At 60.0% G+C, this 15,329-nt stretch carries 11 protein-coding genes and 4 pseudogenes; 7 read left to right on the top strand and 8 right to left on the bottom strand.

What is annotated here, in order from left to right:
• Positions 1 to 398, top strand: a pseudogene (locus NKJ84_RS21120) (IS481 family transposase); the annotation flags it as partial.
• A gap of 917 nt (positions 399 to 1,315) precedes the next feature.
• Here the strand turns inward: NKJ84_RS21120 and NKJ84_RS21115 are convergent.
• Positions 1,316 to 1,519 (bottom strand): hypothetical protein, encoded by a 204-nt coding sequence (locus NKJ84_RS21115; RefSeq protein WP_352508051.1) that lies wholly within the window; start codon positions 1,517 to 1,519, stop codon positions 1,316 to 1,318.
• Entirely contained in the window at positions 1,516 to 1,716 is a 201-nt protein-coding gene (locus NKJ84_RS21110; protein WP_352480157.1) for a hypothetical protein, read from the bottom strand. Before NKJ84_RS21110 ends, NKJ84_RS21115 begins: the two co-directional genes overlap by 4 nt.
• A gap of 508 nt (positions 1,717 to 2,224) precedes the next feature.
• Between NKJ84_RS21110 and NKJ84_RS21105 the strand changes: the two genes are divergently transcribed.
• The gene (locus tag NKJ84_RS21105; RefSeq protein ID WP_352479387.1) at positions 2,225 to 2,740 is read left to right on the top strand and encodes a Ros/MucR family transcriptional regulator; all 516 of its coding nucleotides are present in this window, start codon (positions 2,225 to 2,227) and stop codon (positions 2,738 to 2,740) included.
• 281 nt (positions 2,741 to 3,021) lie between these two features.
• Here NKJ84_RS21105 and NKJ84_RS21100 read toward each other — a convergent pair whose 3' ends face one another.
• Positions 3,022 to 3,399 carry a TfoX/Sxy family protein gene (locus NKJ84_RS21100; protein ID WP_352508050.1) on the bottom strand — a complete coding sequence of 126 codons (378 nt, stop codon included), beginning with the start codon at positions 3,397 to 3,399 and terminating at the stop codon, positions 3,022 to 3,024.
• 804 nt (positions 3,400 to 4,203) lie between these two features.
• Here NKJ84_RS21100 and NKJ84_RS21095 point away from each other — a divergent pair.
• The 3 pseudogenes from NKJ84_RS21095 to NKJ84_RS21085 all read left to right on the top strand — a co-directional run.
• A pseudogene (locus tag NKJ84_RS21095) lies at positions 4,204 to 4,284 on the top strand (cytochrome P460 family protein); the annotation flags it as partial.
• A 113-nt stretch (positions 4,285 to 4,397) separates the two neighbouring features.
• A pseudogene (locus NKJ84_RS21090) lies at positions 4,398 to 5,171 on the top strand (alpha/beta fold hydrolase).
• Positions 5,168 to 6,134 (top strand): annotated as a pseudogene (locus NKJ84_RS21085) (quinone oxidoreductase family protein). The pseudogenes NKJ84_RS21090 and NKJ84_RS21085 overlap by 4 nt, the downstream one beginning before the upstream one ends.
• A 416-nt stretch (positions 6,135 to 6,550) precedes the next feature.
• Here NKJ84_RS21085 and NKJ84_RS21080 read toward each other — a convergent pair.
• Together NKJ84_RS21080 and NKJ84_RS21075 are read right to left on the bottom strand one after the other, a co-directional pair.
• Complete coding sequence (locus NKJ84_RS21080) at positions 6,551 to 9,907, bottom strand: acyl-[ACP]--phospholipid O-acyltransferase (protein ID WP_352508049.1); 3,357 nt, start codon at positions 9,905 to 9,907, stop codon at positions 6,551 to 6,553.
• A gap of 756 nt (positions 9,908 to 10,663) precedes the next feature.
• The gene (locus tag NKJ84_RS21075; protein ID WP_352479397.1) at positions 10,664 to 10,906 is read right to left on the bottom strand and encodes a hypothetical protein; all 243 of its coding nucleotides are present in this window, start codon (positions 10,904 to 10,906) and stop codon (positions 10,664 to 10,666) included.
• Between the two features lie 227 nt (positions 10,907 to 11,133).
• Here NKJ84_RS21075 and NKJ84_RS21070 point away from each other — a divergent pair, with 227 nt between their 5' ends.
• The gene (locus NKJ84_RS21070; RefSeq protein ID WP_352479398.1) at positions 11,134 to 11,352 is read left to right on the top strand and encodes a DUF3072 domain-containing protein; all 219 of its coding nucleotides are present in this window, start codon (positions 11,134 to 11,136) and stop codon (positions 11,350 to 11,352) included.
• Between the two features lie 218 nt (positions 11,353 to 11,570).
• Here the strand turns inward: NKJ84_RS21070 and NKJ84_RS21065 are convergent, their stop codons facing one another.
• The 3 genes from NKJ84_RS21065 to NKJ84_RS21055 form a co-directional block, all read right to left on the bottom strand.
• Positions 11,571 to 11,696, bottom strand: a complete 126-nt coding sequence (locus NKJ84_RS21065) for a hypothetical protein (protein WP_302895698.1) — start codon at positions 11,694 to 11,696, stop codon at positions 11,571 to 11,573.
• A gap of 402 nt (positions 11,697 to 12,098) precedes the next feature.
• Positions 12,099 to 12,197, bottom strand: a complete 99-nt coding sequence (locus NKJ84_RS21060) for a DUF2905 family protein (RefSeq protein WP_352508048.1) — start codon at positions 12,195 to 12,197, stop codon at positions 12,099 to 12,101.
• 4 nt (positions 12,198 to 12,201) lie between these two features.
• Positions 12,202 to 12,399, bottom strand: a complete 198-nt coding sequence (locus NKJ84_RS21055) for a hypothetical protein (RefSeq protein ID WP_352508047.1) — start codon at positions 12,397 to 12,399, stop codon at positions 12,202 to 12,204.
• A 632-nt stretch (positions 12,400 to 13,031) separates the two neighbouring features.
• Here NKJ84_RS21055 and NKJ84_RS21050 point away from each other — a divergent pair.
• Positions 13,032 to 15,284 (top strand): amylo-alpha-1,6-glucosidase, encoded by a 2,253-nt coding sequence (locus NKJ84_RS21050; RefSeq protein WP_352508046.1) that lies wholly within the window; start codon positions 13,032 to 13,034, stop codon positions 15,282 to 15,284.
• Positions 15,285 to 15,329 lie beyond the last annotated feature (45 nt).

Raw genomic sequence — 15,329 nt, 5'->3', positions numbered from 1 at the left:
CGCGGCCCCCGGGCATGAATGCCCTGCAACAGCAGGCCAGATTTGACGCTTTCATCAGCGAATTCAACGAGGAAAGGCCGCATGAGGCGTTGGCCATGAAGCTGCCGACGGAACTCTACACGCCCTCTTCACGGCCGTATTCCGGCCTGCCGGAGCTGACCTATCCCCTCCATGACAAGGACATCCTGGTCACCGCCTGCGGCCGCATCTGCATGATGAGGAAGAAGATCAACGTCTCGACCGTGCTCGCCGGTCAGAGGCTCGGAATAAAGGAGGTCGACGACGGCATTTGGCTCGTAAGCTTCATGCACTATGATCTGGGATATATCGACCTGGAACAGAGAACCTTGCAGACCATCGACAACCCGTTCGGCACGAGGTTGTCACCCATGTCTTAGGTACATTCTGTTACCCATGTCTCCGGGTCGTACCCAGGAGCCAATGGTGGGCCCGGAGGACGTATTCAAATCTTTGATTTCATTGGCTTTTTCGTGGGCACTTATCCATGAACCTTCCCGTATCGTTCCGTATGGTTCCGCGAGCCTAATCCGGCTGCGGCCGCGGCAAATGAACCGCCGGTCCATGATCCACGCCAAGTCTGCCAGTTGTCTCCTCCAGGCACCACGCCGCGATCGACTGCTGCCTTCAGCGTATCGTTCGAGTCCGGTCCCGCCGCAGGTCTTCGATAATATTGGTTGGCTCGTGGCCGCGCGATTGCGTGATTGACGCCGTAGGTGACCCCGGGTCGGTCGGTCTTCACAAATACTGGAGGGTTGAACCAATGAAGTGCCATAAGTCGGAATATAGCGCGGCTACCGCGTTGGCGGGAACTGACGGGAGTTCTCGGAATGTCCATCGAGGGTGTCGGCAGTCTCAGCAGCAATCAATATGCAAGATCTGAAGGTAAGTGTCGCCCTGGCCGTCTGGCTGGTGGTCGGTTTCGTCGTGGTGGCGATAAGGTTGATTGCTCAGCCGGAAGGTCTGCGGCAGCGGATGGTCATTCGCCCTGGGCGATGTTGTTCATGTGGGGGCGCAGGCGCCATGAGGCGGAGGTTGAGGACGAACAAGCGGGCACGCTCTGAGCTTTAACAGGCGCGGCGTAGCATCCCTCCTTCCTAGGCAGCAGCCATTTAGAGGGCAAAAAGTCCGTTCGCGCCCACGCAAAGTAGTGGGCACATATCAGCCAGAAAACATTGGCCCGATCTCGCGTAGCAGTGCGACGCGGGCGAACTGCCCCTCCTGTATCAACAGGAGGATTTCGTATCGAGCGAAATGCTCGCTAGAATTTCCTGGAGATCGGCGGTCATGTTCAGGCTCATCTCGGCAGGGAGCGGGCAACAAGCCGAAGGCGTTCATAAAGAACGGCCTCGTCGAACTCGCCGTCCGAGAAGAGTTCCATTGCGCTCACGCTCAGGCGCTCCGCCTCCATGCTACCAACGGAGATACCTGCCTCGGCGCAGACACGATCAAAGACCTGCTTTAACAAAGCCAGATCACCAGTATACCCAATGCCACTCATTGAGACAGGCCCATGGCAGCAGATACTTCGAAAATCGCCTCGGTTAGCTCTTCATCGGATGCGGCCAAATAAGGCGCAGCCCGCCTAATTTCCTTCACTGCCGCTTTGATCGAAACGGTGCCGTCATACTCGGCCCTGTTTAGAAGTGCAGCGATTGCTTGTTCTAGAACTGGACTTACCCTTTGAACACTGCTCATCCACCCCCCCAACGATACGCCCCAGCGGAATAATAATCTATTCTTGGTTGGCTTCAATTGGATGTAAGAAACGTACGGTTGGTAATCGTTGCTTTGTCCTCAGTCCGGAATATTTCGCGCAAGAATATTGCGCATGCTCGTCTTGATGCGTCCCGCCGCGGTGTGGCTTAGAAGGGCTCTCGGATCTGCCCAGGGATTTGCACGTCGACGCGCCGGCCGAAGTGCCGAAGTCAAGGTGGACGTCCCCTCACTGACCATTCAGCATGCCGGTCGCGCTGATGATCCGTCGCTCGCGGGCCAGCGCCCCAGCCATGCTGGGCGTGCCAGCTTGTCAGCCGCTCGCTATCGAGATCGAGCGCGTCCCAGGCTGAGTCGATGGAAGCGAAGCTTGCCGGCTTGATATTTGCAACGAATGAGGTTTGTTGGCGGAATAACGAATTGTTTGCGTGATTTGGCAATAAACAGCCCATCCGTTTCAACGCGCGACATTAGACAAGAGGAAAACTCGATGACCGTTTCTCCAGACCAAAGCGACCAAGCTGATCTCGTATCAATTACCGCCGACATCGTTTCCGCCTACGTGTCGAACAATCCCCTGCCGGTCGGCGAGTTGTCGAAGCTGATCGGGGATACCTATGTTGCTTTGCAAGGGATCGGCACACCTGTGGCTCCAGCCGCAGTCAAGCTGGAGCCCGCGGTGTCCATCAAGAAATCAGTGACACCGGATTTCATCATCTGCCTGGAAGACGGGAAGAAATTCAAATCCCTGAAGCGTCATATCGGGACGCATTACAATTTGAGCCCTGACCAATACCGCCAAAAATGGAACCTTCCCTCAGATTATCCGATGGTGGCGCCAAACTACGCGGCCACCCGCTCGGCCCTGGCAAAATCAATAGGGCTGGGGCGCAAGACGGCAGCACCGGCAACAACTGCGGCGGAAAAACCAAAACGAGCTGCTCGCCCCGCGACGGCTGTTAAGTCGCCGGTAAAGAAGGCGCGCAAGGCACTCGTCAAAGCGTAGCGTGCTGCACGAAAAAGGAGGTCCTTGCGGTGTCGTACCTTAAAATGGCGAAGCCTACTGTTCCAGCATCGTTGAGCTTGATGGCCTGGACTTCAATGTCCGCCGCCCTGCTTCAGGGAGGCGTCGACCGGGATCAGAAAGTTTTCGCCGCCGAGCTGGAAACGGTGGCCGGAGAGTAGACGCCCGAGTAGACCCAAGTCGCCGCGCCGCACATGCAATGTCCAATCGCTCCCTTCCGGGCCATGTGTTCCGGCGCGTGCGGAAGGTGGCGGGCCAGCGGCCTAAGCCCGCTTCGTCGCGATCTTGGCAGATTTGATCTTCGGCGGCAAAGTTTCGACGAATGCCAGCGCAAGGTCGAGCCAGCCACGGAGATCCGCCTCGGTGGCCGTGCCCTCCGGCGCAACATGGACATAACCTTCCATCGAACGTCCGCCCATTTCCATCGGCCGCGCGTGCGGGCGGGCGGCAGCCGCCGCGTGCCCTTCCTTGCCGACGCGCACCAGGAGCCCGCGCTTCGAGGTGCCGATCAGCATGTTGCCGTTGAGCATAAAGCAGGTGCCGCCGACCATCTTTTGTTCGGTGACTTGGCGCGGGCCAAGGGCGGCGCGCAGACGCTCGACCATGGGGTCGGGTGCGATGCTGGTGACTGACTTTGCCATGCTCACCGCCCTCTGCGATTTGCGGGAGACAGGCAAGCACGGAAGCGGGTGGAGATTCAAATGGAGTGGCGCGGCGTCCCCTTCCCCCAGCGGGGCGAAGTTGTTTTGCCTGACGGAAAAAGGGGGCGCTATCCCCTCTCCCCTGCAAGGAGAAAATCGGTCTCCGCGTCCTTCCTTCGCGCCGGCCTGGCCCGCGCTTCGTGCAGGATCGCCGCAGATCCGCTAGCATATCATGCGTCGCCCTTTCGGCTTCGCCTCGAGCGGGTGACCCCCTCCGATTTGTCTCCTTGCCCTCCGGGTCGCTACGTCCCGCCAATCAATCGACGGCAATTGAGAGCGACAACCGGCCGAGCTTTACAGAAAAAGGGAAGTCGGCGGCCCATCTTTTCAATGAGCATTGCCTGAACCCGCCGACCTGCGGATTGCCAGTGGCCCCGCGATTCGCAGCTTTGCCGGAACGGAAGCGTGCCGTCTAGGCATGTATCCGTGATACCTGCGCCCTGCAGATACCCGTTGCATACCCCATTTTTTGGCCAAGTGGATTACTTCATGCCTGCGTTAAGCACCGCTGAGACGTGCGGATGCCTATGTATCGGCGCTCGCGGGCGCCGCTGGGCCCCCGAACACGATCACCCGCTAGCCGGCTCGCACCCGCTTGCTCGACGGCGGCCGCTTCGACCTCGACACCGCCCGTGGAGTGTTCGCCCGGTTGCCTCCCGGCGGCAAGAATCAGCTCTTCGCCCGATTGCGCGCTGCTGCCCTGTTTGGGCAATGCAAGCTCAGTCCTGTGGTTCCGTGGCTGTCGCGCAGCACGAGACATGCTTCGCCTGCCACGAGACGCGTGTCCAGGGACACGACTACGTCTTTACCCGCTACGCGCCGTAACTCGGTTCCCGCGCAGAGAAACGCAGGAACACGAGGGCGAGTTTGCGGCATCCCCGCCCCTCACCTGCGCTCGACGCGGTGAAGACCGCACCCCACAACGAAAGGATGTTCCAATGAAAAACTTGCTCGCAGGCCTCGCAATTATCGCGGCCACGTTCGGTAACGCACAAGCGCAGCCCAACAAACCCCCCATCGTTCTGGTTCACGGCCTTCGCTGACTCTTCGAGTTGGAACGGTGTCGTTAAGATTCTTGAAAAGGACGGCTTTTCCGTCGTAGCGGCAGCCAATCCGCTGCGAGGCGTCAGAAGCGACGGAGACTATGTCGCCGGCGTGCTTTCCTCGATAGAAAGCCTGGTCGTTCTCGTCGGCCATTCCTATGGCGGGTCGGTGATCAGCGACGCTGCCGATGGTCATGCCAATGTGAAGGCGCTGGTCTATGTCGCCGCATTTGCGCCGGACGCGGGTGAAACCGCTGCGCAACTTGCAGGCAAGTTTCCAGGCAGCACGTTGGGTCCGACACTCGCTCCTCCTGTCGCGCTGTCGGGCGGTGGAAAGGATCTCTACATTCAGCAGGACAAGTTCCACGATCAGTTTGCCGCCGACGCTCCCGAAGCGCAAGCCAGACTGATGGCCGCAACGCAGCGGCCGATCGCGGAAGCCGCCTCAACGAAGCCCAGGCCAAGGCTGCTTGGAAGAGCATTCCAAGCTGGTTCATCTACGGCGACGCGGACAAGAACATCCCGCCGCGAGCATCTGCCTACATGGCTGAACGGGCTCACGCCCGCGAAACGATCGCGATTAAGGGTGCTTCGCATGTGGTGATGGTGTCGAATCCTGGGCCCGTAGCGCGGCTGATCGAGAATGCCGCCAGGGAGATATCGCGATGAAAGCCGTCGTCATGAACCGCACCGGGGGACCGGATGCGCTCGAAATCGTCGAGCGCCCCGAAACTGCTCCCGCGAGCGGACAAGTTCTGGTCGAGGTCGCCGCGGCGGGCGTGAACTTCATGGACATCGGCGTCCGCCAGGGCATGGCCTAGACGGAAACGCCCAATCCCAAGGTTCTGGGCGTAGAGGGTGCCGGGCGGGTGCTCGCCGTGGGCGATGGAGTCGAGCATTTCCGGCCCGGACAACGGGTTGCCTGGGTGTACGCGCCTGGAAGCTACACAGATCGGGCGATGGTACCGGCGGACGCGCTCGTGCCGATTCCGGACGGGATCGATGATCGTACGGCCGCTTCCGTGATGATGAAGGGGCTCACCTGCCAGCCACTTCGCCACCGAATTCTATCCCGTCCAGCCCGGCGACGTCGCGCTGGTCCATGCGGCGGCGGGAGGCGTCGGATTGCTGCTCACCCAGATCATCAAGCTGAGAGGCGGGCACGTGATCGGCCGCGTCTCGTCCATTGACAAGATCGCCGTGGCAAGAGAGGCCGGAGCAGACCATGTGATCGTAGACACCGAGGGGCGATTCGCCGAGGAAGTCGTTCGCCTGTCCGGTGAAGGCGTCCACGTCGTCTACGACGGTTCCGGCCCGAAGACCTTTCAGGCTTCGCTCGACTCCCTGCGCCGCTCCGGCACCTTCTGCTGGTACGGCCCGGTGCTGGGCGGTCCCGGACCGCTCAACATCGTGACCCTGCCGAAAAGCATCAAGATCGGCTACGCAAGGTTCTTCGATCATATCCACACGCCGGCACTGCTTCGCGCCCGCACCGGACAACTATTCGACTGGATCGCCAGCGGCAACCTGAAGATCCGGATCGGCGGCGTCTACCCGCTCGCCGAAGCAGCATGCGCACATGCCGATATGGAAAGCCGTGGCACGACGGGAAAGCTTCTGCTCGTCCCCTGAGCCATCCGGCCTTTCTCACAATACGGTTCTCGGGAGGCGTCAATAAGCAAAGTTTCCGAGATCACTCCGCCCATTGCCGCTCCTCGATTGCCTTCTCCGTCAAGCTGCCTCCGCTGCCCTGGCACGAGAGCGGAGCAGAGATCGTCGAAATCGCTGATCATTCTGGCACTGGGTCTGGCTTTTGAGATCGGTCTCCAGGTCCGCGATAAAGTACTGATCGATCCAGAACTGCTCCTGCGGAGTTTGGCGATCCGTGATAGTCATATATGTAAATTCCAAAAGGTCCGACAGACCGGCGGCCGCGCAACCTGTGATTTCGGCGACCTGGTGAAGTACCGGCGTTACTTGCCGGGGCGGCAATCGCATGGGACTGCGCGGGAGAGCGGGCCGGCTTGGTTCGTCGGCCACTGACGGGCTCAAGCGGCGTTAATCTTCATCTCTGCGCCGCGGACCATTTTTGTTACGGCGGCGAAGTCGAGCTTCCCTGAGCCCAGGACCGGCACTTTCGCAACGAAGCGCACTTCGGCGGGCACCATCAGGTCCATGCCGCCATTAGCCTTGGCGAACATTAGGAAATCGGTGCGTGTGGCGTTAGCGGCCTCGGTGATGAGGATCAGCTTTTCACCCTTGCGTGCATCCGGCATGGTGGCGACCGCCGAAAGCGAGCCTTTCCACAATTCGCCCGCAAGCGCCTCGACTGCGGCCAGCGAGATCATTTCGCCGCCGATCTTTGCGAAGCGCTTGGCGCGGCCAAGAATGGTGATGAAGCCGACGTCGTCGATGCCGACGACGTCGCCCGTATCATGCCAGCCGTCTTCGAGCGGCTCGATCACGCCCGGGTTCTCGGCGCGCAGATAGCCTGCCATGACGTTAGGCCCGCGCACGCCGACGCTGCCGGAGCGGTTGTACATCGGGGTGTTGATGGAGATCACCGGCGCGGTCTCGGTCACGCCGTAGCCTTCGAGGATGCGCAGGCCAAACTTTTCCATATACGTCGCGCGCGTCGAAGCCTTGACCGGTTCCGCGCCGGCAAAGCAGTAGCGCACTGAGCGGAAGTCGTAAGGGTGCGCGGTGCGGGCATAGCCGGCAAGGAACGTATCGGTGCCGAAGACGATCGTTGCGTTTGAGGCGTAAACAAGCTCCGGCACGATCCGGTAGTGCAACGGCGAGGGATAGAAATAGATCGGCACGCCCGAGATGAGCGGCAGCACCGTGCCCGCCGTCATGCCGAAAGAATGGAAGATCGGCAGCACATTGAAGACCTTGTCGCCCGAATGGAAGTCGATCCGCGAAGCAGCTTGCGCGGCATTGGCCAGGATGTTGCGGTGGGTGAGCACCACGCCCTTGGGCGTGCCTTCGGACCCCGAGGTGAAGAGGATCACCGCTGGGTCTTCGGGCTTGCGGGCCACCCGGGGTGTATTCTTGCGCAAAAGGCCGAGCAGCTTGTCCTTGAGGCCAATTGTGGCCCGCAGATCATCGAGCCAGACGATGTCGACCGAGCGGCCGAGCTCCTCGACCACGGCGCCGAGTTTTGCTTGTTCCACAAAGGTGCGGGAGGTCAGCACGGTGCGCACCTCGGCGGCCTTGCAAGCGGAGAGGATGTTGGCCGCACCGGCAGTGAAGTTCATCATCGCCGGAACCTTGCCCGCCGACATGACGCCGAGCAGCGTCGCACAGGCGCCGTTGGCGTTGGGCAGCATAATGCCGAGCGTCTGCTGGCCGGCATAGAGGTGCTTGAATTTCTCGCCAAGCACGGCGGCGGCTGTCAGCAGCTTGCCGTAACTCAGCGAACCGGTGACCGGGTCCTGCACGGCGAGCTGCTTCATGCCGCGTTCGTTCGCCGTCTGAATGATCTTCTCCAGCACGGTCTTGTCAATGTCCTGGGTGCGGAAGACGAGATCCGACATGACCTGGTAAAGGGCAGCGCCCGCCGCGGCGCGCCGCTTGCGGCCCTTCAGATCCAGCGGTACTTCAAGCTTGACCGGCTCCAGAATGGTCACCTTGACCTTCGGGAACAGCTGGCGATGCACATGCAGCGAGGTCAGCCGCGAAAAATAGCTCTTCTCCAGCCCCTCGATGCGTACCGGCACGACCATCGAGCCGGTCTTGTCGGCCACCATGGCGGCACCGTCATAGACCTTCATGAGGCCGCCCGTCACTGTGATGCGGCCTTCCGGGAAGATGACGAGTGGATCGCCGCCTTGCACGATCTTGATAAGCGTGCGGGTCGACATCGGCTTGGCCGGATTGAGCGGCAGGGCGCGGGCAAGTTTCATAAACGGCTTCATCCACCAGGCTTGGGCGATGGTGTAGTCGATGGCAAACACCGGCTCCTCATCCGTCAGCGTCAGAGCCAGCGGACCGTCGAGGAAGCTGACATGATTGAGCGCCAGGATTGGTGCCGGGCCCGCCGCCTTGAGGTTCTCCAGCCCCTCCACCTCCAGACGATGGAAGGCTCGGAACAGGATGGAAACGAAGTCGCGGAAGGCATTTGTCGGCAGGTATCTCAGCATCAGCCAAGCGGCGACTACGTTGAGTGCGGCGAGGCCGAACAGGATCCCTCCAGTGGAGACGCCGGCTGCCTGAATCGCGGCGACGACTATGCCACCTAACGTCATGAAGCCTGCATTGACGATGCTCACGGCGGCGACGACGCGAGCGCGGCGCGTTTCGGGCGCCCAGGCTTGCACTGCGGCGAAGGTCGGCACCACAAGAAAGGCGCTGGCAATAGCCATTCCCGCAAGGTCGATCGCAACATGGACCGTGTTTGGCCGGGCGAAGAATGTTGCGAGCGTTTCGGCCCTGAGCGAGGGCTGCGTGCTCCAGATGGTCCAGGCCAGGTCCAAGCCGAACAGCGCCATCAACGCCGTGCCAACAGGGGCCGGCAAGAGCACGATGCGGCCCTGCGACATCCATGCGGCTATAGCAGAGCCAATGGCGATCGAGACGGCGAACACCGCGAGATAGGCGGTGACAGCGATCTCTCCGCCACCGAGCGAATCCTTCACCAACGTAGGCAGGATCGAAAGGACGATGGCCCCGATCAGCCAGAACCACGACGTCATCAGTCCGGCGCGCCAGATCCGCTTGTCGGCACGCAGGCCGTTCAGCTGTCGCCACGTCGAGCGAAAGATGTTTTTGTCGATGACTAGGCCGGGAGCCGCAAGACCGGTCGACGGGATGTAGCGGCTGACAAGCCAACAGGCGACGGCAAGGATCATCATGATCGGCCCGAACACCGAGACGCCTATGCCATCGGCCGAGACGACGCCTCCGGCGATAGTGCCGCCGAGGATGGCGGCGAAGGTTGCCGATTCGATCCAGGCATTGGCGCGAGGCAATTCCTTGCGCTCGAGATGATCCGGCAGGATGCCGTACTTGATCGGTCCGAACAGTGCCGAGATGACGCCGAACATGAGCAACGCGATCATCAGCACCGGGATCGACGCCAGCGCGATTCCAACGACAGCGACAGCCGCAGCGGCGATCTCGGCGAATTTCAGCCGACGGGCGATTAGGGCCTTGTCGAACCGGTCGGCGATCTCGCCACCAAGGGCGGACAAGAGCAGGAAGGGAGCCATGAATACCGCTCCCGCCAGCGTGACCAGTGATGCCGCCTTGTCGGCCGCCAGGGTGAACAGAATAAGGAACACCAGCGTGTTTTTGAGGAAATTGTCGTTGAAGGCGGACAGGAACTGCGTCCAGAAGAGAGGCGCAAAGCGCCGTGACCTCATCAAATGACTGTTCGTGTCGTCGTTCGAGGCGATTTCCATTGCGGCGGCTTCCTTTGGGCAAGACCGTTGAAGATCGAGGTCGTATCGATCAGCGGTCTTGCACGGTTTGAGCTTTTGTAGTGGCAACCCGGTTACACTTCGTTACTGTGGCTCCCACCCATCAGCCACTTTGGGTTTGGATCTTCCAGCCGGTTCATGAAGCGGCTTGCCTCTCCCGCGTCTCGCATTCTTGGCGATGGTGATCGAGGTATGCACGGGCCCGGTCGCGGCCATCGGAACCCCTTGGCGACAAAGCTTGCTCCATGAAATTGATGCCGCCCTCATTATCGGAGCGGCGATAGGGAAATTGGCATGGTGAATGTCTGCAGGCGCTTGGACCCTTGGGAGGCATAGCTGTTGGATGTCATGGATATTGTCTTTTGGTTTCAGGGTGAGGTTGCGCCGGCGTTGGTCTGTTTCCAGCCCGGATACCCGCCACCCTCTCCGAGCGGATCGCAGAACGGCGCCGCCAACCTGAGCACTGCCATATCCGCCTAATTTTCCACTGCCGAATGGACGATGAAACGCGCAAGCGAGTTTCCGGATCGGAAGGCATGCGTTGGGTTGCCCACACGATGCAGAGGCGCTGCTATGTTGGCGCGACACGCTCGACGGCAGGTGCGGACGGCACAAGAATTTTCGAGACGCCCGTGGTGACTGGAGATTGCGCTGGTCAGTATCAGGGGCGCCGGCAGCACCTGCAAGGGCAACGTCATACCGGAGAATGGAGGTTGCGCTGGGAGGCTGTTGCTTCGGCTACCAACTCAAGGTGATTGTCTGCGAGAGTTCGGCGATGTCGCCATAGATCATCGAACCTGGGACGAGAAAACATTTATCACCGAGGACTTCGAAGACTGAGCTCGACGCGGTGCAAACCGGCAGGTTCTTCGAATTGGCGTACGTGCCCAGGGTCGCGGTTTCGACCTTACGGTCCTTGGCTTCGGCACAGCCGACACTGTTCGCGAGGATTGCGATGGCAATGAGAGTCCTCTTGCTCATATTTTGCCCCTGGAGCCAGCACTTGTCGGGTAAGTCGCGCGATGCATCAAAGTAGCACCGGCCCACGATCGGCTTCATCCATCGATTGGAGGAAGCGGGCTCATCCATACTTAGCGATATCTTGAGTGAGGCGCCGAGCGGCCTAGCTGTGCGATTGGCCCACGCCGCACGGTGGCGGAACAAATCATGATCATTCTCATTGTGGTGATCATCAAGGGAGATTGAGCATGGTCGACCGGCACAACCCAAAAATCGAGGCGTCGGCAAATGTCGAAAAGGACCCGGAAGATTGGGTCAGCGGAGACGATCCAATGACCCCCGCACAAGCGTCCTATTTGAAAACTCTGGCCGAACAGGCCGACGAGCCTGACGCCTATGCTGACGGCCTTAGCAAGGCGGAAGCTTCTAAACGCATTGATGCGCTGCGGGAGAAGTTAGGCCTGTAGCGTCCTCTCGTGGCTTTTCCTCTCCAGAGAAGGACAGCCGATCGGCTCGGATTGGGACAGTTTTGCTGCGGTTGTGACCCGCGCAATTAATTTTTCTGAGTTCCGCGCGTGCTGCTCGCCTCGGGATCGAGACGACAAACGGCGGATGGGAGCGGCTTCTAGCCTAGCAGCCCGGCAAGACCTCGCGCCCACCGGTCCAATCCTGCTGTCGAAACAGATCAGGACGTCCCGATGAGGGCGATGGTCACCAGAGACACAAAAAGGACAAGGGCGATTGCAGCGCCCCAGAAGAGAACTTTTTCGGTGCCGCGTTGCTCTTCCTCGCGAGATATGTCTTTCGCCATTGCTTGCGTCCTTTGCGAAGGTCAACGACTTAGCAACGTGCCGCGCCAAGGCTGAGTTCCGGCAACTATCTTGCCCCTGAGGAAAGTTCTCGGAATCAAGCGTCGTATTGTCCAACCGTCGGTTGGTGGACGTATTGCAGCCGATTAATCTAAAATCCCTGTGATCCGCGCGCACAGGGCGTGCCCGACCCCGAGCCCCCGCCCGGTGCAATAGCGCTTGATCGGCCCCGCCGCATCAAACTGTGCGGCGGGCTTTTTTACTCATGCGAGGAACACCGGCGCGCAGGGAAAGGTCTGCCCTGGCAGCAAACTCTTTCCCTTATATTTTTTGCTGCCGGATCGGATAGCTTCGATCGGCCCGCGTCGTTCTTTTCCTCCGGCGACGCGGGCTCGCCGTCCTCGCTACCGGTTGAGCAGCCACAGAACAAACGAAAGCACGATGCTGATAAGAATCCCGGTGCCGATCGGAGCATAAAACATGAAGTTCTCACGTTGGATCACGACGTCACCGGGCAATCTGCCCAGACCGACCCGCGACAACCATTGCTGTTTTGCTGTCGTTGCGCCTCAGTTTCTTTTGGTTTTTTCTTGTCATCTTCGCCGTCTCGTTGTCGGCATCGACGACTGCGCGAAGCGATTCGTCCATCTTGGCGTGCAGAGCCTGAGTATCGCGGTGCTCGGCGAGCTGGATGAACAGCGTCATAGCCCAGATCGCCAGTGTGGCAACACCATGCCAGTCAAAGCCATTTTGGCCTGGGCACGGCCTGCACTGCTTCAGATGCTCGGAGGCGTCTATGTATCATCACCAATGCGTCCGAATGCCGTTCTCCTCGTTGACAGTCGCCGAGAATACACCAGTTTGATCTGAAGGCACGTCGCAGGTTGGCGCCCGCAAGCACCTGAAGCCGGCGACTATTTTGATGAAAGACGGTCGAGGACAACTCCGGATGGACGCGTGCCGTCGCAGCGACCAAATTGCAGTGTCGCCGGGCCTCGCCAGAACGTGTCCATCTTTCTCCGGCTCGCGCGTTGGAGGATGCCAGATCGCCGGCTCTATCCTGGTGGCGAGCAGCAGACGTGCGCAATGGCCGGGGGCTCACAGTTTCACCCAGCTGCTGGTGATGAATGAGGTGAGGCCCGCCGCGCCTCGTTTTGGGTCAGCTGGAGGATGTGCTCGCCAGAGCAGGCTTGACAATTCTGTCCGCCTCTGTTCGCGGGTATGTGCTCGAAGGTCAGATTGTTCGAGCTCATCGATGACCGGGTCGTTGTTCGCCTGCCTGGTACATGATTTCGGGACAATCTGGGGGCAGGCGTTCAAGGCAGACGTGAGTTCTCGTGGCCGAAGATGGCGGCGGCGGCCGACATTGGCTGTTCAATCTGTTCCGATGGATGCAAATCGGTCGGGTGACGGTTGAACCAATGACGCTGGAGATCACAGTCGGACCGCCGCGCCTGGCGATTAACCAGGGACGCAGCTTCCTTGTCACCGAACCGGATGGCCAGATCGCCTGGCCCACTTATAATGGCTTATATGCGTCTGACACACGCCTGATATCCAGCTGGCAGATCTTTGCCAATGGGCAAGCATGGGACCTCCTCAATTCCGGAAACATCGCCTACTTCGCCGCCAAGATCTATCTGGTCAATCAGGGGTTCGCGACGGAAACGAACCATGTGCCAGCAGGCAGCCTGGGGCTGGTAATCGGCCGCGCCTTGGATGGGGGGCTGCATGAGGATCTTGAACTCGTAAACCACGGGCAAATGTCAGTGCGCTTCAATTTGGAAGTTGCCATGCGCAGCGACTTTGCCGATCTTTTCGAAGTCAAGGCCGACGCGATCGTCCGCCGCGGACGTATTACCACGGAATGGCTGTCCAGAGCGGCGAGCCTTCGTACCTCCTACGTGAATCGAGACTTCAAGCGAGACGTCATTGTCAAGGTCCGCCGGATGGCCTCAAAGCCCGTCTATGCCAATGGCCGGATCAGCTTCGATATCAAGCTCGAACCGGGCGCGAAATGGCATGCTTGCCTTCTCTATGACTTTGGCAATGGCGAGACAATCTATCGCGCGCCCCGAGTCTGCATTGACAAATGCCTCGAGTCGAAAACTGCAAAACGCCTCGCCGGATGGCAACGCAGCGCCTTGAAGTTCAACTGTTCCAATGGCGAATTTCACCGCTTCTACCATCAGGCGGTCGAAGACATGGCCGCGCTGCGGCTGCCGATCGAGGGAACGGACGAACTGGAATACGTGCCAGCCGCCGGACTGCCCTGGTTCATAAGCCTGTTCGGTCGCGACAGCCTGATAGTCTCTCTGCAGAATGGCTTGATCTACCCAGATTTTTCGCGCGGCGCCTTGGACGTTTTGGGGCGATTTCAGGCCACCGAACGCGACGACTTCCGCGATGCGGAACCAGGAAAGATAATGCATGAGCTTCGCACCGGCGAACTCGCCCATTTCAATTTGATCCCCCATACGCCGTATTACGGCACGGCCGATGCTACGCCTCTGTATCTTATCGTGCTCCACAACACTTGGCGTTGCACCGGCGACGCGGGCCTGCTCGAACGACACATCGCAACGGCCGAGAACTGCCTGGATTGGATTGACCAGTATGGGGACCGTGACGGCGACGGTTTCCAGGAATACGAAACCCGCTCGGCTGCGGGGTACGAGAACCAGAGCTGGAAAGACGCCGGTGACGCTTTGGTTTATCCCGATGGCACCCTGGTGAAGGGACCCAAGGCGCTGTGCGAATTGCAAGGCTATGTCTATGATGCTTGGCAGCGCATGGCTGAAATCTTCGATGCCAGAGGCGATGGCGATCGTGCCGGGCAGCTTCGCCTCAAAGCCAAGAGCTTGTTCGACCGATTCAACCAGGTCTTCTGGGACGAGGCATCCGGCTTCTATGCATTCGCGTTGGATGGCGACAAGAAGCCGGTGCTGAGCGTGGCTTCCAACCCCGGTCACTGTCTTTGGTCGGGAATTGTCCCACCCGACCGAGCCGCCAGGGTGGTGCATCGGCTGATGAGGCCGGATATGTGGAGCGGTTGGGGAATACGGACACTTTCGGCCGATCACCCGGCCTACAATCCACATTCCTATCAACGCGGCTCCGTCTGGCCGCATGACAACGGGCTGATCGCGCTCGGCTTCCGGCGCTATGGCTTTTTTGCGGAAGCATGTCGCCTTTCTCGCGACGTGAGCAGCGCCGCAATCTACTTCATGCAACATCGAATGCCAGAGCTGTTCGCCGGGTTGCCGCGAACGCCCACGACTTTCCCCGTGCAATATAAGGGAGCGAACGTTCCGCAGGCATGGGCGGCCGGATCCTGTTTTTCGCTTCTGCAGGCGATCATCGGCTTTCAGCCCGACGCTCCAAATGGCAAGCTGTACATCGATCCCAGGCTGCCCGACTGGATAGACGAACTCACCTTGAACGACTTGCGCCTGGGCAAAGATCGCCTCGAACTTCATTTCTGGCGCGAGGGCGCCGAGCCCCGTTGGAAAGTGAGCGACGGCGATCCTTCACTGGTGGAAGCGCGAAGTTGTGCCACCGGCCCGAACTTGCGCTTGGGCTGCGTCTGAGGTTAGCTCCGGCGGAACCATCTGCCTATTTTCAGCCCTACGTGT

The sequence above is a fragment of the Mesorhizobium sp. M0048 genome (genome assembly GCF_040323405.1).
In the GTDB taxonomy this organism is placed as follows: domain Bacteria; phylum Pseudomonadota; class Alphaproteobacteria; order Rhizobiales; family Rhizobiaceae; genus Mesorhizobium.
Note: the sequence above shows the minus strand (reverse complement) of the source record. Positions and strands in the feature narration are given on the sequence as shown.